This is a genomic window from Shewanella sp. SP1S2-4, from assembly GCF_031932075.1.
Taxonomy (GTDB): Bacteria; Pseudomonadota; Gammaproteobacteria; order Enterobacterales; family Shewanellaceae; genus Shewanella; species Shewanella baltica.
In genome coordinates this window covers 69,342-90,808 of sequence record NZ_JAUOET010000007.1, presented here as the reverse complement: position 1 = coordinate 90,808, position 21,467 = coordinate 69,342, and the positions used below count along the sequence as shown (strand labels likewise).

General features: G+C 46.4%; 16 protein-coding genes. 7 read left to right on the top strand and 9 right to left on the bottom strand.

The annotated features are described in order from the left end of the window. Positions 1–86: 86 nt before the first annotated feature. From Q4Q52_RS09345 to Q4Q52_RS09320, 6 genes are all read left to right on the top strand, one after another. Positions 87–1,103: an XdhC family protein gene (locus tag Q4Q52_RS09345; RefSeq protein ID WP_012587338.1), complete on the top strand. Its 1,017-nt coding sequence runs from the start codon at positions 87–89 to the stop codon at positions 1,101–1,103. Then, positions 1,103–1,885, top strand: a complete 783-nt coding sequence (locus tag Q4Q52_RS09340) for a nucleotidyltransferase family protein (protein ID WP_311990450.1) — start codon at positions 1,103–1,105, stop codon at positions 1,883–1,885. The genes Q4Q52_RS09345 and Q4Q52_RS09340 overlap by 1 nt, the downstream gene beginning before the upstream one ends. Positions 1,886–1,888: 3 nt before the next feature. Then, positions 1,889–2,407 (top strand): (2Fe-2S)-binding protein, encoded by a 519-nt coding sequence (locus Q4Q52_RS09335; RefSeq protein ID WP_012587340.1) that lies wholly within the window; start codon positions 1,889–1,891, stop codon positions 2,405–2,407. Position 2,408: 1 nt separating this feature from the next. After that, entirely contained in the window at positions 2,409–4,655 is a 2,247-nt protein-coding gene (locus Q4Q52_RS09330) for a molybdopterin cofactor-binding domain-containing protein (protein ID WP_311990449.1), read from the top strand. A 211-nt stretch (positions 4,656–4,866) separates the two neighbouring features. Continuing rightward, entirely contained in the window at positions 4,867–5,358 is a 492-nt protein-coding gene (locus Q4Q52_RS09325; protein WP_311990447.1) for a DUF1097 domain-containing protein, read from the top strand. Between the two features lie 104 nt (positions 5,359–5,462). Further along, positions 5,463–6,917 carry a methyl-accepting chemotaxis protein gene (locus Q4Q52_RS09320; protein ID WP_071939555.1) on the top strand — a complete coding sequence of 485 codons (1,455 nt, stop codon included), beginning with the start codon at positions 5,463–5,465 and terminating at the stop codon, positions 6,915–6,917. 699 nt (positions 6,918–7,616) lie between these two features. Here the strand turns inward: Q4Q52_RS09320 and Q4Q52_RS09315 are convergent. Together Q4Q52_RS09315 and Q4Q52_RS09310 are read right to left on the bottom strand one after the other, a co-directional pair. Beyond that, positions 7,617–11,216: an SIR2 family protein gene (locus Q4Q52_RS09315; RefSeq protein WP_311990446.1), complete on the bottom strand. Its 3,600-nt coding sequence runs from the start codon at positions 11,214–11,216 to the stop codon at positions 7,617–7,619. 240 nt (positions 11,217–11,456) lie between these two features. Continuing rightward, positions 11,457–11,639: a hypothetical protein gene (locus tag Q4Q52_RS09310; protein ID WP_311990445.1), complete on the bottom strand. Its 183-nt coding sequence runs from the start codon at positions 11,637–11,639 to the stop codon at positions 11,457–11,459. Between Q4Q52_RS09310 and Q4Q52_RS09305 the strand changes: the two genes are divergently transcribed. Next, positions 11,638–12,654: an IS110 family transposase gene (locus Q4Q52_RS09305; protein ID WP_311990444.1), complete on the top strand. Its 1,017-nt coding sequence runs from the start codon at positions 11,638–11,640 to the stop codon at positions 12,652–12,654. The two genes, Q4Q52_RS09310 and Q4Q52_RS09305, sit on opposite strands and share 2 nt — an antisense overlap. Before the next feature lie 760 nt (positions 12,655–13,414). On the opposite strand, the gene xthA is transcribed toward Q4Q52_RS09305, so the two are convergent. From xthA to Q4Q52_RS09270, 7 genes are all read right to left on the bottom strand, one after another. Beyond that, positions 13,415–14,227 carry an exodeoxyribonuclease III gene (gene xthA / locus Q4Q52_RS09300; RefSeq protein ID WP_259579260.1) on the bottom strand — a complete coding sequence of 271 codons (813 nt, stop codon included), beginning with the start codon at positions 14,225–14,227 and terminating at the stop codon, positions 13,415–13,417. Further along, the gene (locus Q4Q52_RS09295; RefSeq protein WP_006082200.1) at positions 14,227–14,526 is read right to left on the bottom strand and encodes a YciI family protein; all 300 of its coding nucleotides are present in this window, start codon (positions 14,524–14,526) and stop codon (positions 14,227–14,229) included. Before Q4Q52_RS09295 ends, xthA begins: the two co-directional genes overlap by 1 nt. Then, on the bottom strand, positions 14,526–15,071 hold the full coding sequence (locus Q4Q52_RS09290; RefSeq protein ID WP_012587356.1) for a septation protein A: 546 nt from the start codon (positions 15,069–15,071) through the stop codon (positions 14,526–14,528). The genes Q4Q52_RS09295 and Q4Q52_RS09290 overlap by 1 nt, the downstream gene beginning before the upstream one ends. A gap of 120 nt (positions 15,072–15,191) precedes the next feature. After that, positions 15,192–16,328: an IucA/IucC family C-terminal-domain containing protein gene (locus Q4Q52_RS09285; protein ID WP_311990443.1), complete on the bottom strand. Its 1,137-nt coding sequence runs from the start codon at positions 16,326–16,328 to the stop codon at positions 15,192–15,194. Between the two features lie 122 nt (positions 16,329–16,450). After that, positions 16,451–18,694 carry a TonB-dependent siderophore receptor gene (locus Q4Q52_RS09280; RefSeq protein ID WP_311990442.1) on the bottom strand — a complete coding sequence of 748 codons (2,244 nt, stop codon included), beginning with the start codon at positions 18,692–18,694 and terminating at the stop codon, positions 16,451–16,453. A 78-nt stretch (positions 18,695–18,772) separates the two neighbouring features. Beyond that, entirely contained in the window at positions 18,773–20,701 is a 1,929-nt protein-coding gene (locus Q4Q52_RS09275) for an IucA/IucC family siderophore biosynthesis protein (protein WP_311990441.1), read from the bottom strand. 9 nt (positions 20,702–20,710) lie between these two features. Next, positions 20,711–21,466 carry a GNAT family N-acetyltransferase gene (locus tag Q4Q52_RS09270; RefSeq protein WP_311990440.1) on the bottom strand — a complete coding sequence of 252 codons (756 nt, stop codon included), beginning with the start codon at positions 21,464–21,466 and terminating at the stop codon, positions 20,711–20,713. Position 21,467: the final 1 nt, after the last annotated feature.

Here is a 21,467-nt window from a genome sequence, read left to right as displayed (position 1 = left end):
ATCTTAACCAGTGATCGTTTTAGTTTTGACAGTAAAAAGTGCATTCAGTCTTTTCAAATATCCCTAACCCAATGGAGTCCTTGCGGATGGATCACCAAATCGAAGATTTACTAGAGCATTGGTTACCGCTGGCGGATGACGCTTGGGTGCTTGCGGTGATCACCCAAATTCAAGGCTCGGCCTATCGCAAACCTGGCGCCATGATGTTGTTTCATGAGTTTGGTCAAGGCGTGGGTATGTTAAGTGGCGGCTGTTTAGAAGCCGATCTCCGCCGCCATGCCCAAAAGGCCATGCAGACAAAGCAAGTCACGTGCGTGACCTATGACGCGAGCGATGAGTCCGATGCCAGCTATCGACTCGGCTGTGGCGGCATAGTAGATATCATGTTGATCCCACTCTTAAAAGAGAATCATGATCTTGGTTTGATTGAGCTAGTACAGGCATTTCGCCACGGTCGGTCGGGTTTTTATCAATTGCCATTAGTCAAAGCGGGGACGGATGCGCGCCAATATCAGGCCGCTTTCTACCCCGAAGCGTTGACACCGTTCCCCGCCAGCGATTTTGTCCGCACAGGCGTCTTCACCCAAGAGGCGGGAGAATCGCTGATTATTCCGCTGAGACCGAGATTCCACCTTGGGATTTTTGGCGGTGGTATCGACGCTAAGCCTATTGCCGCCATGGCCGATACCTTAGGCTGGCAAGTGACAGTTTTTGATGGTCGTACCGCCTATGCCAGAGCGGCGGATTTCCCCCATGCCCATATCGTGAAACTTACCGCAGGGGAATTAACCGCGAATCATATCGCCCAATTGGATTGCGCCGTAGTGATGAATCATAACTTGGGCTTAGATGCTGCGGCATTGAAGGTCATTCAAGCCCACACACTCGCCTATGTCGCCTTGCTTGGCCCTGCCCATCGACGGGATAAAGTGCTTGGGATGGCAGGGCTGAGTACTGAATCATTTTCTGGGGTGTTTTCTGCCCCCGCAGGGCTTGCCCTTGGCGGCGAGTTACCGAGCGCAGTGGCGTTAAGTATTTTGGCCCAATGCCACGGCGTACTCCATGGCGCGACCTTACAACATCTCGATGAGATAATGCGTTGATGACATTGCCGCCAGTGCCAAAGCCCACTGCGCTAACGTCGACACTGCCCGGTTCGAGACAGCCCAGTTTGGCAGTGCCAAAGTTGGCAGCGCAGGCGCCATGCTCATCCAAACGGCTGCTTATTGTGGTACTTGCGGCGGGTGAAAGTAAGCGTTTTGAGGGGGTTAAGTTAGCGCAGCTTATACCATCACTTAGCGCTACAGAAACTCGCGAACAAGCCATCATTTGCACCCATGTTGAGCTTTTACAACAGCTTCATTGCCAAGATTTAGATTTGGAGCGCCAAGACACACATTCGCCCCAGCATACGCCTTTGTTAGTCATACTCGGTGCTCACCAGCACATACTGCAACCATTATTAGCCGAACTTAACTCCCGCCAACCCTTTGATATTTTGATTAATCCGCATTGGCATACGGGTTTGGCCTCCTCTGTGAGTTTGGCGGCAAGTTATGCCAAGGAGCAAGGCTTTGATGCCATGCTGCTAACGCTCGCTGACCAAGTGGCTCTGAGCGCCGATGATTATCGCCAACTGATTTTGACATGGCATGAAACGGGTAAAGACGTTGCCGCCCATTATTTGGATGATTTAGGTGTACCTGCTATTTTTAATGCCTCTACATTGCCTTTGTTCACTCATTTGAGTGGTGATCGCGGGGCGAAATCTATTTTAAAACAACAAGCACAGCAGGGAGCGTTAGTCGCTATAACACTACCCCGCGCCGCAATTGATATTGATACCCAAGCCGATCTTGCGTCGTGGTTGGCACTTAAGGAGTGAGTTATGGCAGAAGTTTTATCAACCAAAGCAGTCGTCAAGGAAGCGAATACCGCCGCTTCCTCTCAGACACTTTCAACCCAGACACTGACCATCAACGGTAAATCATTTACCTTAGATGCCGATCCTAAAATGCCAATCCTGTGGGCACTACGGGATATTTTAGGGCTCACGGGCACTAAATATGGCTGCGGTGCAGGGCTATGCGGTGCTTGCACTGTGCATTTAGACGGCCAACCCGTACGCGCTTGCTTAACCAGTTTGGGGCAGGCACAGGGAAAACGACTGACAACAATTGAAGGGCTGGATAATCAAAAGCTTAAAAATGCTTGGGCCGAACATAACGTGCCACAGTGTGGCTATTGTCAGGCGGGCCAATTGATGTCGGCTGCGGCGTTAGTGGCGCAGCATCCGAAACCTTCTGAAGAACAAATCAACTCGGCCATGTCGGGTAATATCTGCCGCTGCGGCACATACCCGCGGATTAAAGCGGCACTGCAAAACTATGCCAAACAGGAGGGCTAATATGAGTACTTTTACTGCCGTAGAAAATATCAGCCGCCGCGATGTGTTAAAACTGTTTGGCGCAGTGGGTGGCGGATTAGCATTAGGGGCGAGTGGATTAACTTGGAGCCCTATGGCGCTGGCGCAGGATAAAGAAGCGCGGCTGAATCTGTTTATTGCCATTGGTGAAGACGACAAAGTGTACCTCACCTGCCATCGCTCCGAGATGGGACAAGGGATCAGAACCGGTATTCTGCAAGTATTAGCCGAAGAGTTAGAAGCGGATTGGGATAAAATCGTCCCCATTCAAGGCTTAGCCGATAAACGTTATGCCAGCCAAAACACTGACGGTAGCCGCAGTATTCGCGAAAATTACGACCGCATGCGTCAGATGGGGGCGATGGCAAGAACCATGCTAGAGCAAGCAGCCGCTGCGCGCTGGAAAGTCCCCGTGAGCGAGGTGCATACCGCCGACCATAAAGTGTTGCATGCTAAATCTGGCCGCTCGGCCAAGTTCGGCGAGTTAGCGTTAGCCGCATCAAAGCAGCCAGTCCCCGCCGTTGAGTCGTTAACCTTTAAAGAGGTTAAAGATTTCAAGCAGATTGGCGCATCACGCCAAATCGTTGATATGGATGCCATGTTAAGCGGCAGCGCGATTTATGGTTACGATATCAAACTCGACGGTATGCTCTACGCCAGCATCATGCGCCCGCCCGTGCTTGGGAGCGATGTGGCAAGCTTGGACGATACTGCGGCGCGCAAGGTGGCCGGTGTATTAGATGTGTATCGTTTGCCCGCCGCTAAGGGCGCACCCGCGTTTCAGGCTTTGGGCGGCGTTGCTGTTATCGCCACAAACACTTGGAGTGCCCTCGAAGGCCGCAAAGCCTTAAAAGTCACTTGGACTCAGGCCGACAACAGTCAGCATGATTCAAGTCTTTATTTAAAGGAGCTTGTCGAGCGGGTACAGCAAAGCGGTAACGTTGTGCGTCAAGCTGGTGATGAAATCAAAAACTGGCCCGAGGCGAATACGTTAAAGGCGGTTTATACCGTGCCTTATTTAATTCATTCTTCTATCGAGCCGCCCGTTGCTACTGCCCATGTGACTGAAAAGGGCTGTGAAATCTGGGCATCGACCCAAACGCCGCAAAGTACCCAGCAAAATGTGGCCGCTGCACTGGGTATGGAAGAAGATGCGATTAAAGTGAATGTCACCCTATTGGGTGGTGGTTTTGGGCGTAAATCCAAACCTGATTTTAGTGTTGAAGCCGCGCTGTTATCGAAGCAATTCAAGCGTCCAATTAAAGTGAGTTGGAGCCGCGAGGATGAGATCCAAAACGGTTATTACCATGCTATCAGCGCCCAGTCCTATAAGGCGCTGTTTGATGCCAGCAACAAACCGACCGCGCTTTTAGCCCGTACGGGATTCCCATCGATCAGTTCAACCTTTGCTGAAGGGGTGGAATATCCCTCTGGCGGTGAGTTGGATTTAGGCTTTGTGGATGTGCCCTTTGCTTTGCCAAATTTAAGATACGAAGCGGTAAAAGCGCAGGCGCATAGCCGTATTGGTTGGATGCGCTCTGTGTGTAACATTCAGCACGGTTTTAGTGTCGGCAGTTTTGTCGATGAAATGGCTCATCGTTCTCAGGTTTCTTGCCCTGCAATGTGGCGTAGCCTGTTAGGTGAAGCAAGGCGTGAGACCTTTACCGACCAACAGTTTAAATATGGCAACTATGGCGAAGATCTTGATCGTCATCCCGTGGACGTCAGTCGCTATTTTGGGGTAATCGACGCGGTCGAAAAAGCCCAAACTAAGGCGCCCAAGGCGGGCAAAAATCAGGGCTGGGGTTTTGCCGTGCACCGCAGTTTTGTGAGTTACGTTGCTGTGGCTATGCTGGTGGAAGTGAGTGAGGATAAACAGCTTAAAGTGCTTAATGCCATCGCAGCCATAGATGCGGGCACGATAGTTAACCCTGATAGGGTAAAAGCACAGACAGAAGGTGCGATTGTATTTGGCTTGAGTTTAGCCTTGATGGGGGAAATCACTTACAAAGAGGGCAAGGTGCAGCAATCGAATTTCCACGATTATCCTTTGCTGCGACTTCCCCAAACTCCCGATATGGAGATCATCATTATTGAGTCTGATGCTGCGCCAGCGGGCGTGGGTGAGCCGGGTGTGCCGCCCGTTGCCCCGAGTTTAACCAATGCGATTTTTGCGGCGACGGGGCTGAGGATCCGCGATCTTCCCGTGAATAAACTATTGCGAGTGTAAGTGTCGGCAAGAGGGTTAACTGAAAGCCGTTTGAACAAAAAAGCGCCTAATAAGCGCTTTTTTCGTTTTTTTACCACAAAAAATTTGCTTGTTAGCTATTTTACGGGCATTAATGCCGAAAATTAGCAATAGATCAGGTTTTTGTTACCAGAATAGAGGTAATTTAACTAACAGATAAACTTCCGTGAATAGAATTATAAAGGGGTCATCCATGGAAAATCGTTGGCAAGTCGCTATTTCTGCCGGCCTATTGGCGGCTATTTGGTGTGGCGTTGCAGATGCCTTTCATCTGGTCACTTGGATTGGCTTTTTAGGTTGCAGCACTTTTTTCGCTCAACCCAAGGCTGGTTTTCAAGGCGTGATGATGGCGTGGTGCACGAATCTGTCCGGTGTGTTTTGGGCTTGGCTCATTATCTCGGGTAGCAGCTTTTTTATTTCGCCCGTATTTGGGTATATTTTTACCGGCATAGCCACTTCGGCCATGTGTTTACAGGCTAGTTATCAAAAGCTTAGCTTTATTCCCGGCGCATTTATTGGCTGTTGCACTACCTTTGCCATGGCGGGTGATGTGGCCAATGTCGTGCCGTCGTTGATCATTGGTGGCTTATTAGGTTTAAGTATGAGCCTGTTAACGGGGCAGTTGGTTAGCTTGACACAAAAGTGGTCTGCCGCCACGCGTAGTCAAGTGGCTAGCGCGGATTAGCATAATACCTGCTCAGATCTTATTACTGACATAGCTGTCGAAGCGATCTGGGCTATAATGCTGATTTAGTGCCAAATAGCATTTTGTTCTTAGGAATTATCAAGATGAAACAAATCCAGTTTCGCACCATTGATGCCATATTGATCAAGTTCAGTCTCAACGGAAAGTTTTGGGTAGTGTGTTCTATGGTGGCGTTGATCACGGCCGCCGTGGCACTCGTCAACTATCAACACGCGCACCGAAACGTCGAGCAAGCTTCTATTGCCCGTGTTCAAGCAAGCGTCGATACCTTAGCGCAAGTTGCCACGGCGCAAAAGCTAGAGGCTGATGCCTTATCACAATTTGCCAGTCAATACGGTTTAACCGTGACTTCAAGGCAAAGTGAAGCGCAGCGTCAAGGGGATAAAGTGACGGCCAGCGCCAGCGTGTCAGGCATGCAAGCCTTACAACTGACGCAGAATGTCCATGAGTGGGAAGTCGATGCGCGCAGCGATGCTAACTTTATGTTCTGGTTAGCATTAGTGGGCTTGTTGCCCTTATTCCAACTGAGTTACTGGATTTCGACCTCACTCGGCGGTGGCTTGTGGGATATGTACTTAGCCATCAAACGCTTAGCTGATGGTGATTTGAGCTTTAGATTAAACTTCTTTGGCACTGACGATTTCAGTTTGATTGCCCGCGAAATTGACCGCTGCGCCGATAACATGAGTGAAATGGTGTCGGCCATTGGTAAAAATGCACAAACCTTGTCATTAGCATCCGATGAATTTAATCAACAGGCGGCCACCAGTGATGAGCTGATTGGTTTCCAACATCAATTCCTCGATTCCGTTGCCGTGGCGATGGCGCAAATGACTTCAGCGATTGAAGAAGTTTCTATCAACGCGAGCAACACTTCGCTGCAGACTAAAGAAAACTCAACCCAAATGTCGGCCAGTCGTGGGCGAATTAGCCACACAGTGGATAGTATTGGTTTACTTTCAACTAAGATTGGCGCAGCGTTTTCATCGGTTGAACAATTGTCTAAGGATGCGGCGAGTATCGATGCCGTGGTTACGACGATTAACAGTATTTCGCAGCAAACCAACTTGTTAGCCCTAAATGCGGCCATTGAAGCGGCACGTGCCGGTGAGCAGGGGCGTGGTTTTGCCGTGGTCGCCGATGAAGTACGTACCTTAGCGGGTCGAACTCAACAGGCCACGGTAGAAATTCAGTCTATGATTGAAGGCTTACAGTCTGGCACGAGTCGTTTATCTAGCATTACCATGGAGATAGTCGATCAGGCCGATGAAGGCCGCAGCGCGATTATCGCCGTCGGTGACGATGTTCAAGGTATGGCGCAATCGGTGAATGCGGTATTTGATATGAGCAGCCAAATTGCCGCCTCGGCGGAAGAGCAGAGTGTCGCCGCGCGCGACATTGCCGGACAATTGAATGAAATCCGCCATCAGTCGGAAACCATCAAACAAACGGCTCAGCGCAGTGTGACCTTAGCCAATGATCTGCACCATGCCTCGGTCGAGCTAGATGGCATTTTAAAGCAGTATCGCACTAGCTAGTTTCACCTTTAATGTGAGTCGTCGGCATGGGTTGTTGAGTAATAACGCCCGATACTGAGTCTCATGTTAAGTATTCGCGTATCATCTGAAAATGGCGGAAATCGTAGATTTCCGCCATTTCATTCTCTAAATACCTCAAAGCAGATAACTGAGTTGCTTAGCATTAATTGTCACTATTTCCTCAATATCACTACCTCCTTTTATTACTTAAATGTCCCTATTTTAGAGGGGCACTGGTGCAACAATGCCAATCTTAACTAACCCTTTCGCTGTTCGTTTAGCTAAAAAGATATTGCCCCAAAGCAAGATAATTGTATCGTCAGTTGTGTAGCATTCATTGTCATTGTTTCCCCTGTGACTCGCCATAAACTCGTCCCTGAGGGCTCAACTAAAACATCCTGTTTTAGAAGGTCACAGGTGCAACAATGCCAATCCTCCCCAACCCTCTAGCAGTTAGTTCAGCTAAAAAAGCTATTGCCCCAAAATGAGTTTCAAAGTTCAAAAGGTAAATAGATTGATTATAGGTTTGTCCATAGAACATCTAATGTGAAAGAGTTTAATAAGCTAAAAAGTTATACCTGTCCTATCTTTTGTGTATCATGGCAGGTCGCCGTTAACGACGACCTGCCATGGGTTTTCTTAAGCAAAGTGGTTTGATGGAGCTTGTATTGTAGGTTGTGATTTATCACGACAAGTTAGTTACTTAAGCTTATTTTCTTTTTTACAATACTTTATAGATAACTCAATAGAAGCACTAAAATCCTCACCGTTGGGCAGTGGGTAGTCTATTTCGTTATAGGGCTTTTTTATTACCGATTTGAGTTGTAAAAAACCGTGTTGTAAAAAACGATAGTGGTATTGTTTGGCTAAGGTTAAACCTTGCTGATAAATAGCCACAAAATCAGCATCACCTTGCGTATTTAACCAAGTGGCATAATCGAGCAGCGCTTCAGTATAAGCAAATTTGATGTGTTTAAGCTCCGATAATGCCTGTTGAAAAAGCGATTTTGTATCTGTGATATTTGCGCTATGCAAGGCATGTAATAAATATTTTACGCCTTGCGTATAAGGATTGACCACCACAAGGTTATTAATTTCGTCTGGTTCAAGGCGTGTTAATTTGGCTTTTAAGCTCAGTATCTTTGCGATTTCGATATGTGCTTTAGGTGGTAAACTGGCTAAAAACCGGTTCAACTCTTGTAGTTCCAACGTATTTGTTGCCCATTTTACATACAGTGAAGTACTAGCTTCTAAACAAACCTGTACCAGTTTTAGATTAAAGATGCCCATATTTGATAGTGAATATCGATAGAATAGCCAAGTAGAAGTAGAGGACCGATTGTTTTCATAAACAGCCTCCTCGTAAGCCATGCCTTCATTGCTGTATATCAGTGCGGCAAAGTTAAAAGTAACTTGTTCAATCTGCTTGTTACTGTCGAGCGTTAACCATTGTTCCACTGGTAATACATGTTGTAACTCGGTATACGCGGCAGAAAAGTCGCCTAAATAGTATTGCCAACGTAAGAGGGCAATTTTTAGGTATCTATATAATTCAGCATTGTTTGTAAATAAATTTATCGAGAATTTCAGTGCGTCATGAGGTATTCGATATATCTCAAGTATCGACAGTAATTGATCTAAGCCATCGACAAAACTAATAATATCTTGATGATTAAACGCGGGATTCAGCTTTTCTAACATAAAACAAAAGTTATTTATTTGCGTATGGCATAGCTTAATGGCGAGCATTCGCCTCGTTAAATCATAATCACAACTTAGCTCGCGCAACGCTCTTACAAAACTAAGCTGAAAGTCAAAAATAGCCTGTAAGTAAGAGAATTCTTCAGTTGGGTTGACTTTATTTTTTGCAAAACGTGTCACTAATGGATGTAGGCGAATATGCTGCTGGTTTGTTTGGATTAAGGATTTATCTTGTAACTCTTTAATGGTGAAATCTTTAATTGGGGTTTTGCCCCGAGCTTTTGCATCTTGCTCGGTAAGTTTTTTAAATGCTTCTAAATTAATACCATCGGGAAAGTACGAAAGTTTAATCAACGCTTCTTTTGCTGAATCCGTTAGCTGCCGATAAGAATAATCAATGCTGTTATAAATCGACTTTCGGCGGTCAATATTGCGCTCAGTTGCGTCTATTTCATAACTCGGGTTTTGTCGTGCTAATTCAAAAAAATTTGCTTTTAAATCATCTTTTAAGGTTTCAAGTTTTTTACCAGTAACCATGGTACTGGCCACCAAGGCAATAGCCAGTGGGTTATGATCTAAATACTCTTTTAAAATATGCTCTTTTAAAAATACTTTTTCCTCAGCTGAGAATTCCCTTTTCGCTTTACTAGCAAACAACTGCAACGCTTCATCCGCTACAAAATCACGCAACTGATAGGTTACCTCCGACGCTACATTGAGGTTTTCTCTGCTGGTAATGAGCAAAGTAGCGAGTTGATTGGTTTTCCCTACCAATGCAAGGATTTTGTTTTTATCTGCCAGTAACAACAAGCTTTCGGCGTTATCGATAATAATCAGGCGTTGACCTTGGCCTAATTCTGGGTTTTGATTGATATGTGCAATCACATCAACCGCATCAGCTAAGTCAAATGCCTCGGCAATATGGCGGTGAAACTGCTGATAACTGGTTGCATGTTCACAATCGATAAAAAAGACACCACCAGCAAACAGTTTTCGTTCGTTATACTCGTAGGCCAGTTTTTTTACTAAAGAGGTTTTCCCCAAACCGCCTGTACCCAAAATGGTGAGGCATTCATGATGTAGCTGGGCTTGAAATAACTTTCGGCTAACTTCTTCAAGGTCTTGTGCTCGGCCAATGAACTTTGCTATTTCATCTTTGGATAATTCTGCAGGCAGTTTGCTTGTTGCTGACAGCCATTGGCCGTTAAGTGATGTAAGTGTGTTGCCCAAAATAAATTGGCTGGTATTCCATAACAAACCATGTTGTTCAAAAAATAAAAAAGACTGCTTTTTAAACAACTGGAACCATAGGCTGTTGATATTTTTTACTGCCAAAAGTTCAGGAATAAAAATGATGGGCAGTGTGATACCACTTAAAGCCTCGTATGAGGGAGGGTGATCACAAATAACGACAATACCATGAAGTGCATCGAGTGCTAGGTTGTTTTCTAACTCGTTTAGCGTAATGCGCTCACTACCACAGTAGTCATTTTCAATAATAAGTTTGTCATTTTTAAACTGGCACGCCAGCACCAGATAGTTCACGTCACTTAAGGATTGTAAGTTTGTTAATGAAAGTGCACAGCTTGAAATATTATAAGGTGGCTTATTTTTAAGTGCTTTTTCAACTGCGGTAAAATCACCTACCGTTTCGCCAAAAGGTTTAGCACTTAAATAGGCTATTTGGGGTTGGTTTGCTATTTTGGCTGTCGGTTTAGATATTGGGGTATTTTCAAGCTGAGGTATGACGGATTTTAACGATGCGATTTCGTTGATGGTATCCACTAAAGGCTGCCCGAAATCAGAAAACGTCAGTATTTCTATGTTTTTAATGTCTTCAAGCATCGTTTGAATGAGTTCTTTATCACTTTGCAGCACTAGCGCAAAATGTACCGCAGTATTACCAGCAAAGAGCTTAAACTGTTTGCTTAATTCAGCCAGTAACTCGGCGTCCCTTAGGCTACAACCAACAAAAAATAGGCTTTGTGTTGCTAGAACAGATTTAAGAACCTGCATTGCAGCGGTGTAGTCTGTTTCTTGTTCGTAAAAATCTTTATAGCTGTCGAGTGTCAGGATCAATTTTTCAGGTTTATCAATATAACCATGCAGGTGCCAAATCATTTTTTTATCTGTAGGCAAAAGGAATTTATTTAGCGTTGCATCTGAATAATTCGTAATAGTTTTAGTATTTGAAGACCCTGAAGTATGTTCTAGTACTCGGTCATAATTCAATGTAATTAATCGGCTGCTGAGTTGCCATAATGCCACTGGCAACTCAAAGCTGCTTTGATCAAGACTTTCTAAATTAGGATCAAATTGCGATTCGAGAAAAGTAAACCAACGCTCACCTTTAAGATGCTCTTTTGCTTTTTCAGCCGCTTTTAATAAATAGCCAGCATCAATCAGACGATTAATCAGTACTGCAACATCAGGTTCTAATTCACTTGCTGCATTTTGTAGCAACTCTACCCAGCTCGGGAAAACTCTGTTTCTATTGTCATCTTTAATCGACATCGATACACCAGCACCAACTAAAGGGATCAGTTTGCCAGTTGTTATGGCTGTTTTGAGATAAGAGTTAGATGCGATTGACGACATGATGTATATCCAAACATATTGATTTCTTTGAATATATCACTGTTGGTATTACTTTTGAACATAATGCATTATTTTTAAAGCGTTTTGCATGAAAAAAAGGATATCGGGGAGATAAATGGGTCGGAACTAATTTGAGATTTCGAATAAAACTAAGATACTTTTCTCATCTGACTTATCCACATTAGAGTAAATAATCTAGTCCATTTATGTCCAAAAGCGTGCTGCGTAACGCTTTTAAATCTACAGATTACGCGAATGCTCGAAAGGTGTGCCATGGTGATTGGCGAGACGACCGTCCGCCCCATGGACGGGGCGATCGAGCATCCAAGGATAATGGAATGGACCCATCCACTTTAAATCGGCCTCACAATGGGCCACGATGTAGTTGCTAAAACTCATCAAGAAAGAGGACGGGTCCACCATGAAGATTACTACAGTTGGTTTAGATATCGCAAAGTCTGTGTTTCATTTTGTCGGGGTCAATAAAGCAGGCAAGTTAGTGCGTAAGAAAATGCTTAAGCGTTGTGAGTTGTTAAGCGCCATTGCTAGGCTTGAGCCTTGCCTGATTGTAATGGAAGCTTGTGGTGGTGCTAACTATTGGGCAAGAGAGTTCACTCAACTTGGGCACGAAGTGAAATTAATCGCGCCTCAGTTTGTTGTTCCATATCGTCAGGGCAATAAAAATGACTACAACGATGCACAAGCTATTGCTGAGGCAGCCCAAAGGCCAAATATGCGCTTTGTATCGCTCAAATCTGTCGAGCAGCAAGATGTACAGATGTTACACAGAATGCGTGAACGACTCACTAAACAAACCACCGCCTTGGTAAATCAAGTCAGAGGTATGTTGACTGAATATGGGATCGTGATAGCCAAGAGTAAAGCGGCATTCCGAAATCGATTACCCGATATTTTGACTGACTATAACAACCCGCTGACTGTAAAAGGACGGGGGATTTTTCATGAGCTATACAATGAATTTATGGCTCTAGAGCAGAAGCTCGTAGACTGCGAAAAGCAGGTTTTGCAAGAACACAAAATAAATCCTACTTGCCAACGACTAGGTAAAGTCTTGGGGATAGGTCCAGTCACAGCGACGGCGTACTATGCCGCTGTCGGAGAGGGCAAAGAGTTTTATAATGGGCGGCATTTTTCAGCGTGGTGTGGTCTGGTGCCTAAGCAGCACAGCAGTGGTGGTAAAGATAACCTGCTGGGGATCAGTAAGCGTGGCAATGCCTATCTTCGTACACTGTTCATTCATGGTGCCAGGGCTATTCTGCGGCACTGTGAAACTAAAACCGATAAGCTCAGTCTGTGGGCTAAAGCACTCATAGAACGCCGAGGTTTTAATCGAGCCTGTATCGCAATGGCTAACAAACTTGCTAGGATCGCTTGGGTTATTGCGGCTCGAGGAGAAGAATATCAGCCCTCGAAGTAAACCGTGTAAAGGAATATATTAAGAAAGACCGTAACAGTTAAAAAATCCTATCAGTAAGTTGCTAAGACACTTGATTTGATGATGAGACAGTCAGACTGATCTACTGAAAACCTTACAAGTCCATAGGCTCTAAAGAAGCCGCACGGATGATAAGGACAGTAGAAGCACATATCCATCAGGGCCAGAGGGATACCTCTGCAACAGGCCGAATATATGGGTGCAATGAACTCTTCTCAAAATTGATATCGAATGTCTTGCAAACCGGATGGGTCCATATATGGACTTGCTGCGAGTCGACGAGCGAATGCCATGGCAAGCCTGTGCGAGTGGATACCCGTAAACGCTAAACTTCTAACAACTGAAATTACTGCTCCCAAAACACTACTTTCCAACGCATTTCTGTCCAACAGCTTGCTATGTATTTCTTTAAAACAAACAGGCTTCGCCGTTGGTGATTTGCGAGACGACCGTCCGCCCCATGGCCGCTCTTTGGCGTTCATGCCATCGCGGCATTTGTGAATCCTTTCACATCAGATGGGGCGGTCGAACATCCACATATGGACTCGCTGTGTATCGTAGAGTGAATGCCATGGCTCACGATTAATCTGTGGCTGAAGCTAAGCTCACAACTTTTTTGCGATGTATGCTGTTCATTTTTAACTTACTTGTGCCAATCTCATTCTGCTTAAGTCACTCTCAAACAAAAACATCGGCCTAAGCCGATGTTTTATATCTACTAAGATGGTCGAACGTTAGCTGATTAAGCCTCTTTGAACGTGCTCCAAATGGGCGCGTGATCTGAGGGTTTATCTATGCCGCGCAGATCGTAATCGACATCGGATTCGACTAAACGTGCTGCCAGTGAAGGTGTTGCTAAAATCACATCAATACGAAGGCCGCGGTTGTCATCGAACCCTTTGCTGCGGTAATCGAACCAAGAATAACGTTCGATGCGCTCTGGGTGTAATTGACGGAAAGTGTCGACTAAACCCCAGTCTTGCAAGGTTTTCAACCACTCACGTTCTTCCGGTTGGAAGCTACATTTGCCGGTTTTTAGCCAACGCTTACGATTGACTTCACCTATGCCTATGTCTAAATCGGTCGGTGAAATATTGATGTCACCTATGATGGCGATATCTTCATCGTTGCTGTGATTTGTCTGCAAGTAGTGCATTAAATCCTGATAAAACTTACGTTTAGCAGGATATTTTGTTGGGTGTTCTATGCTTTCGCCCTGGGGGAAATAGCCGTTGAATACGGTTAACGGACGACCATTCGCTTGGGTAAATGTGCCGATAATCATCCGGCGCTGGGCATCTTCGTCATCGGTTGGAAAACCTTTTTGCAGCTTTTCTGGCGCGACTTTAGACAACATAGCAACGCCATAGTGGGCCTTGCCGCCGTGGTAATGCACTTGATATCCCATGGCTTCGACGTCGGCTAATGGAAACGCTTCGTCGTGTACTTTGGTTTCTTGCAGGCCGATAATATCGGGCTGGTGGCTGTCGATCAAGGCTTGTAATTGATGCAAGCGCGCGCGCAGACCATTGATGTTAAAGGACACTATTTTCATTAGGGCAGGACTCGTTTGAAAGGTTTAACGACCACGCTTTTATACACGCCCGCTTCGATATAAGGATCGGCATCGGCCCAGTGTTTTGCTGCCACTAAGGATTCAAAATCGGCGACAACCAGTGAACCACTAAAGCCAGCATCACCTGGGTTTTCGCTGTCAATGGCTGGATGTGGGCCAGCGATCAGTAAACGACCTTCATCGGCGAGGGCTTGCAGCCGAGCTAAATGGGCAGGGCGAGCGGCTAAACGTTTTTCTAAACTGTTCTCAAAATCTTGAGCTGAAATCATATACCACATTATTTGAGTTCCTTGCGTTGATCTTCGGGAAGGTGTTTATAAAGATAAAATACGGTCAGGACAGTATTAATTAAGGTTAAAGCGGTTAAACCAAACACTTTAAAATTGACCCACGTTTCTAATGGCAAACTAAAGGCGACATAGATATTGACTAGGCCGCAGCTGGCGAAGAAGACGACCCAATACCATGTTACGCGGGCCCAAATCTTGTCTTCTACTTGCATTTCTTTGCCTAACATCGACTTTAATATCGATTTATTGAGCAATTGGCTGACACCTAAGGCGATGGCAAACAAGCTGTAGATGATGGTTACTTTCCACTTGATAAAAGAATCATCGTGGAACACTAAAGTGAGTGTGCCAAACACTGTCACCATAGCAAAGGTGATTAAGTGCATCTTTTCAAGTTTCTTATATAGCGCATAGGTCACGATTAATTGAAGCGCGGTGGCTGCGATCAATGCGCCGCTGGCGATATAAATATCGAAAAATTTATAGACAGCAAAAAAGATGACGAGGGGCAGGAAATCAAGCAGTTGTTTCATAATTAATCGTGTTAAAGAGACATGGGCTTGAGTGTAGCATGTGCAACATAAGGGCAAAAGCATCATGGGCCTAGGATTGCGATCTTGCCCATTAAACCGATTTAATCTTATAAGCTCGCCTCACGTTGGCTTGGCGGCGTTGACGTTAACCTTTGCACGACTTAACAGCGGGCAATCGTGGCATTGGCCAGTGTTGGCGAGTTGATACCTTAAGCAGCAAGTACGGCGAATGCAGTGGATTTTTGGGCTCGGTTTTGAGCGCGATGCTGTACTCGTTACTATTCTCGCAACAGTGTTCGGTGTTGCGCTGTCTTGCTCTGGTTCGATGAGTAAGTTAATGCTGTTATACAGCGGATTTGTGCTGCCATCTAAAAAGGTCGTGCGGCGAAACAGGGCTTGTTTTAGTTGCTGGCTGTACTGCTCAGAGAGTCCCAACTCCCCAAGATACCAGTGGATAAGATAGCCTAAGTGGCTCCAATATAACTTGGCGGGTACAGGGCTCAGAGTGAGCAGGCGCTCCACACTCGGCTGCAGTAAGTTTAAGATAAAACCTTGTAGGACAAGTTCTTTATCAACTGGCGGTTTATATGGGTTTAATGGCGAGTGTACCTTGGTGTCTATCTTGAAACTTGGCTTAGTGTTTATTTGGCAAAGTGGCTCGATGCCGTGGTGTTTTTTAAAGGTCAAAGCGGTATTTGGTTGGTGTTTTGCGATGTTAAATTCAAATTTGGCCACTCGGCCACTGGGGTGTAGCTGCATAAAAATGGACTGTGGCTGCCAGTGGATGGATTCAAAGTCAGTTTGTGGGGCATTGAAAATCCACTCCATCATAGGCGGAACTAAGAGGCCGAAATACCATTGGCCCCAAAGTGAATGCAGTGCTTTGCGAGTGTCTTTTCTACTGGGCCCAGCGTTTTTACTGACCAAAACGCTTTTACTGGCGAAAGCTGGCGTTTGGCTGGTTGCAGCTGTTTTATCCGTCTCGGTTTCGTTTTCGGTTTTAGTTTCAGTCTGAGTTTCGGCGCTAGGGTGCGCTATGGCAAAACGCGCGAGCAGTGTTTGGTAGGTATCGGCACAGCTCCATTCATCGAAACTGAGTCCCGTGGGTGAGGACGTTGCGCTAAGGTGCTCGCCATAGAAGGGCGCGCGTTCATGTAACAGCTGATTGAGTGTCAAAATGGTTTGATTCAAACCGTCTTGGCTGAGCGAGGTCTCACGCAATCGTTGCAGTCTGGTATCTCCTCGTTGGCTTGCCATAGTGACTCCTTAATGGCTGTGATTGATTGCCGCTATTATTGATAAGTCCGATAGATGAGGACCTTGTGAGCCCAGGATTTAGGCTCACAAGGTTTTTCGAACTATCTCAATAAAAGTCTGACTTAGAAGCGATAGTCCAAGGTTAAGCTGGCACTGCGCGGCGTACCGTATTGGAATTGGCTGTATTGACCTACTTGGCTGTAGTAGGTTTTATCTAAGGCGTTGTGCAGGTTGGCGCTAAGCTTAAGTTGCTCGGTGAAGGCGTAACTTGCCATCAGACTCGCTAGTGCATAGGAGCCTTGCTCGACTTCGACTCTAATCGTGTCTATACCATTGCCTACAGGTTTATCGGCATCTTGGTAGACGCGGCTCTGCCAGTTAACCCCTGCACCAATTTGCAATTTATGCCAATCACCACCAAAGGTATAAGTGGTGAAGAGTTTTAACTGCTGACGTGGTGACGTGGTATTGATGCGCTTGCCCTTAGGATCTTCGGTGGTGAACTGGGTGTAGCCTAAGTAAACATTCCAGTCATCAGTGATTTTACCCGTCGCTTCGAACTCGAAACCTCGAGTGTTCGTACCATCGACTTCTCTGTACACTGGGATGGTGGTGCCAGGAATGCGTGTGCGAGTGTCTACGCCTATGTTGTCTTGCTTGATCTCAAACACCGACAGCGACATATCTAAGGCCTCATCGAATAGACTCGCCTTAATCCCGCCTTCGTAGTTTTTCCCTTTGACCGGTTCTAGGTAGCTTTTATCGATTTTTTGCTTAGTTTGCGGTGCAAAAATGTCAGTATAACTGGCGTAGAGCGAATATTGTTCGGTCAAAGCGTAAGTGAGGCCGAAGTAAGTAGTGAGTTCGTTGCTGATGTTGAAATTGTAAAGGCTTTTAAAGTTATCTTGATCGGTTTTCCACTCATTGAGGCGCAATCCAACGAGGACAGCTAAGGCATCGCTGAGATTAAGCTGAGTCGCCACATAGGCTGCACTCTGTTTGGTTTCGCCAAATGAGCCAGTGGTATAAGCCTCCTTCCATTGAGGTTTAGGATATTGGAAGTTCGGATCGCGAAAATCCCCCAGTGGTGGTACTGCAGCAGTGGGGTAATAATAGGGATTGGCGAACTCTTGTCGCTGACCATTCCAGCCAAACATCAATTGATGTTCTTGACCAAAGAGTTGGAATTGTCCTTCGGCGCGTAAATCTACATTGTGTTGGGTGCGACTGCCGTCGACATAGGCGATAGAGCCTGCTGTTGCGCCTATATTGGTTACAGGATCGGGATAACCCATGGCCCATAGCACATCGAACTCCAATGAGTTGTCGCCATAGGTGTAAGTCCCTTTTAGGTTCCAGCCATTATCAAATCTGTGCTCGAGACTTGCAAAGGTGTTGAGGCCTTGGGTATGCGCCGAGCCCCAATCGGGCGCCGTTGAAGTGGCGCGATCATAGTTAGTGCGGCTGCCGTCACTGTAAAATAGCGGTAAACCACCCGACATAGTGCCGCTCGGTGTGGCATCTTGATAATCAACCCCTAGGGTGAACAAGGTGCTGTCGCCAATATCGGTTTCGACTATGCCGTATAACGTGGTGCGCTGTTGCTCGTATCTGTCTTGGAACGAATCCTTATCCTGATAGGCGGCCACCACGCGACCGCGCACAGAACCCGAATCATTTAAGCCGCTCGAAAGATCGACCATACCGCGCACATTATTCCATGAGCCCACACTTAACGATGTGCTGCCCATAAACTCTTGAGTCGGGCGTTTACGGATAAGGTTAATCGCCGCCGAGGGATTACCGGCTCCCGTCATGAGTCCCGTCGCGCCGCGTACCACTTCAACTCGCTCGTAGATGGCGGTGTCGATGAGATTATCGCCATAGTTGAAGCGGGTGTCGTAGGTGGTGGGCACGCCATCGTACAGTATGCTGGTCACGGCAATGCCGCGGGCACTAATGCTGTATCTATCGTTATCCATAGGGCGAGCATTGATCCCGGCAACGCTGGTCATGGCATCAATCACGCTATTAAGCTGTTGATCGTTCATCATTTGGCGGGTGATGGACGTGACCGACTGCGGCGTTTCTAAATAGGATAAATCGAGCCCTGTCGCTGTGTTCATCGCTTGGGTTTTATAGCGATTGTCGTGTAAATCCTTAGCGCCAATGACATTGATGATTTCAATCTCTTTTTGGTGCTTCTTGGTTTTACCATCCGCATCGACAGTGTCTGCTACGGCATGGGGCACACTGGCTAACATGGCAGAGCACAGCAATAGCTTCGGGTTAACGAGGGCTTGCCGACAGACGAGTGCGATGCTGGAGAGAGGAAAAGTCTTCATAATGGTGATCTTTAATTCCATTTAGGTTGGGGTTAAATAAAGTGGGCCAATTAGTAGCCCACACAAACATTTCGTAAAGTTTCAGGTCTGAGCTGCGTGTTAACGTGTTTTCGGCTCAGCGCTGCTAAGCATAGGGCGCTTAAAGGCATGGCTTTGTCTAAAGGCCGCCAAGGGATTGTCGATGCCGCCGGCGAAACGCAGGTTTTTCTCCCTGTCGGCGAGGTCTATCATTTGCTGGTTATTATTCAATTGGATACGATTGAGGCACGTGCGTACAAAGCTGTCCTTAAACAGATCGTATTGGGCAAACTTGTCGGCCAAATGTGGATGCTGGGCTTGGTAATCACGTACATTGTCCGCCACTAACTCCCAGAATTGGCTTTCACTGACACTGATTTGCTCATCGAGCAGCGGTGCTAAATAGCGGAAAATACAGTCAAAAATATCCAGTAAGATGTAGTTAAGCTTCATCTCTTCTTCAAGGCTCACCGCAAGGCGTTTTACATCATCAGGTAGCGGCTTCGCGCCATTGAGTACCGCGACTTCTTCGCCTATGTCTTTCATCAAAATCTTGACTGGCACATATTCATCGAGCACTAAGATCAGGTTTTCACCATGGGGCATAAAGACCAGATCGTAGGCAAAAAAGGCATGTAACAGCGGCGATAAATACAGGTTTAAGTAGCGACTGACCCAATCCTTTGCTGGCAAGCCTGAGGCGGCTATCAAGGCTGCAATAAGGGCCTTATCTTCATGATCAGTATGTAGTAGCGCAGCCATGGTCATCAGATTTTGCTTAGGCTCAATGTGTGGCAGTGGGCTTTCGCGCCAAAGGGCAGAAAGCATTTTTTTGTAGGCACTATCTTGGGTGAGTGCCTGCTCGTAATAATGGTGGTGGTAACCTATGGCTGCAATTTCTTTAAGGATCACAAACCCTTGCTGAGTAAAGTAAGGGTCGCTCTCAACCAAGTTCGCCACCCAAGCATTGATTTGCGGTGTGCAGCTCATGTAAAGGGGCGATAGACCACGCATAAAGCCCATATTTAGGATAGAAAGCGCGGTTTTGACATAGCACTTTTGCGGTGATGCAAGATTGAAGAAAGTGCGTATCGATTGCTGCACTTGGTATTGTTCGCTGCCTTCACCAAGGTAAACCAGATCGCCGCGGGCTATGTCGCCGGCAAAGACGCGGGCGATTTTTTCGCGCCACTGCCAAGGATGCACAGGCATAAAGTAGAAGTCCTGTGGATCATGCTGCTGGGTTTTAAGATGCTGCTGAAAATCATCGAACTGCTGGCCAAGCTCCTCCTTGAGTAACGCGTCGTGACTCAAGTTTTCGAGGGCGGCAAACGTGGTTTTGTTTTTGCGGACTCCAAGCCAGACTAACTGCATCGGCATCGCGCTTTCAGGGGCAAATTGACGGTAATCCTGCATATCAAAACCAATCCGGCCATTATTGGCAATAAACACCGGATGACCTTCTGTCATACCCGCTTCTATGCTTTGATAATCGGCTCGCGCCAGTGTGGCTGCGGGAATCGCCTGATGCGCTAACTTGTATGCCTTACTGTAAAGGGTGCTGGTGATTTCTTCTAAATAAGTTGGTAGTAAGGTTTCGCTGATCCCTAAGTCATTTTTAAGGGAAATAATCAGCGACATCGCATCGAGGATTTGCTCTTGTCCTGCGACTGAAACGCGGATGGAATCTGCATCGATAGCAAGATGATCGAGCTGATAGTACCGCGCACTAAAATAATAAGTGCTGTCTTTGAGCCTGAGTTCATAGTGATTGAGCCCCGCTTTTTGCCCGTATAGGGTCGGCGTAATGAGCTTCTCGTGGGTGAATTCGCAGAGGATTTTCTTCACTAAATGACGATTAGCCGCTTGCCAATAGGCGGGGGTTAAATGCTCTGGCATAGAAGTCGATGTTGTCGACAGCGCCGAGCTTTGCTGAGCATGTACTGCTTGATCATGATGATCTTGCGTTGGCAATGGATTTATTAACAAGGCTTTTGTGGGTAAGTTCATCTAATTCACCTAAAGAGTCGATAATGTCATGGGAGAGGTTGCAGATGCCGCGAGCGAGCTTGGCTTTGCTAGGGTTGGGCTTGCTAAGTATTGTTCTGCTAAGTTTGGCAGAGCAGGCGTTGACTGATCTGAGCTTGGCAGGGCTGAGGTTGTTTGGGCTAGGCTCGTCAAAGAGGGCGTGCTCGATGGTTGAAGGCGCTGGGCCGCAGTGCAAAATCCGAGGAAAGCAGTTTTAGTGCTTAATTGAATCGCTTTTTGATAGCGAATGCCTATCAGGCTATTTAAGCGATGAATTTTGCTATTGAGTTGATCGGGTTCAACCACGAGGCGATTAAAGGCCAGTTTTTCAAGCACGAGCTGCGCTATCGCATCTATCACCTTTAAGGATAAGCCGCTGACGGGTTTGCCATCTGGCGGCGCGATAATCAGATGCATACCACAATCACCCGGCGCAACACGATAGTGCTGACCGACTTCATCGTGGACGGGATCGTAGAGTTCCACCATAAATAGCGCTTTGGCCTGCCATTCACCTATCAAGGCAAACTTGTGCTCTGTAGTTGCTAACAGATTTTTTATGGCATCAAGGTTCAAGCCCTGCATACCCCAAAACTTGGCGTAATCTTGGTTAAACCAAGACTGTAGTGTTGGAATGTCTTGTGTAAGATCTAACGCTCTGAACTGGAAACCATTGATGCTTGTAATAGCCGATAGCTGTGTTAAACATAGCCGCGTTAAACAATGGTTGCTAAATTGGCTTGCCATT

Coding starts and splice junctions, on each gene's coding strand:
- Q4Q52_RS09345 (WP_012587338.1), top strand. CDS start 87: ATGGATCACCAAATCGAAGATTTACTAGAGCATTGGTTACCGCTGGCG.
- Q4Q52_RS09340 (WP_311990450.1), top strand. CDS start 1,103: ATGACATTGCCGCCAGTGCCAAAGCCCACTGCGCTAACGTCGACACTG.
- Q4Q52_RS09335 (WP_012587340.1), top strand. CDS start 1,889: ATGGCAGAAGTTTTATCAACCAAAGCAGTCGTCAAGGAAGCGAATACC.
- Q4Q52_RS09330 (WP_311990449.1), top strand. CDS start 2,409: ATGAGTACTTTTACTGCCGTAGAAAATATCAGCCGCCGCGATGTGTTA.
- Q4Q52_RS09325 (WP_311990447.1), top strand. CDS start 4,867: ATGGAAAATCGTTGGCAAGTCGCTATTTCTGCCGGCCTATTGGCGGCT.
- Q4Q52_RS09320 (WP_071939555.1), top strand. CDS start 5,463: ATGAAACAAATCCAGTTTCGCACCATTGATGCCATATTGATCAAGTTC.
- Q4Q52_RS09315 (WP_311990446.1), bottom strand. CDS start 11,216: ATGTCGTCAATCGCATCTAACTCTTATCTCAAAACAGCCATAACAACT.
- Q4Q52_RS09305 (WP_311990444.1), top strand. CDS start 11,638: ATGAAGATTACTACAGTTGGTTTAGATATCGCAAAGTCTGTGTTTCAT.
- Q4Q52_RS09310 (WP_311990445.1), bottom strand. CDS start 11,639: ATGGTGGACCCGTCCTCTTTCTTGATGAGTTTTAGCAACTACATCGTG.
- xthA (WP_259579260.1), bottom strand. CDS start 14,227: ATGAAAATAGTGTCCTTTAACATCAATGGTCTGCGCGCGCGCTTGCAT.
- Q4Q52_RS09295 (WP_006082200.1), bottom strand. CDS start 14,526: ATGTGGTATATGATTTCAGCTCAAGATTTTGAGAACAGTTTAGAAAAA.
- Q4Q52_RS09290 (WP_012587356.1), bottom strand. CDS start 15,071: ATGAAACAACTGCTTGATTTCCTGCCCCTCGTCATCTTTTTTGCTGTC.
- Q4Q52_RS09285 (WP_311990443.1), bottom strand. CDS start 16,328: ATGGCAAGCCAACGAGGAGATACCAGACTGCAACGATTGCGTGAGACC.
- Q4Q52_RS09280 (WP_311990442.1), bottom strand. CDS start 18,694: ATGGAATTAAAGATCACCATTATGAAGACTTTTCCTCTCTCCAGCATC.
- Q4Q52_RS09275 (WP_311990441.1), bottom strand. CDS start 20,701: ATGAACTTACCCACAAAAGCCTTGTTAATAAATCCATTGCCAACGCAA.
- Q4Q52_RS09270 (WP_311990440.1), bottom strand. CDS start 21,466: ATGGCAAGCCAATTTAGCAACCATTGTTTAACGCGGCTATGTTTAACA.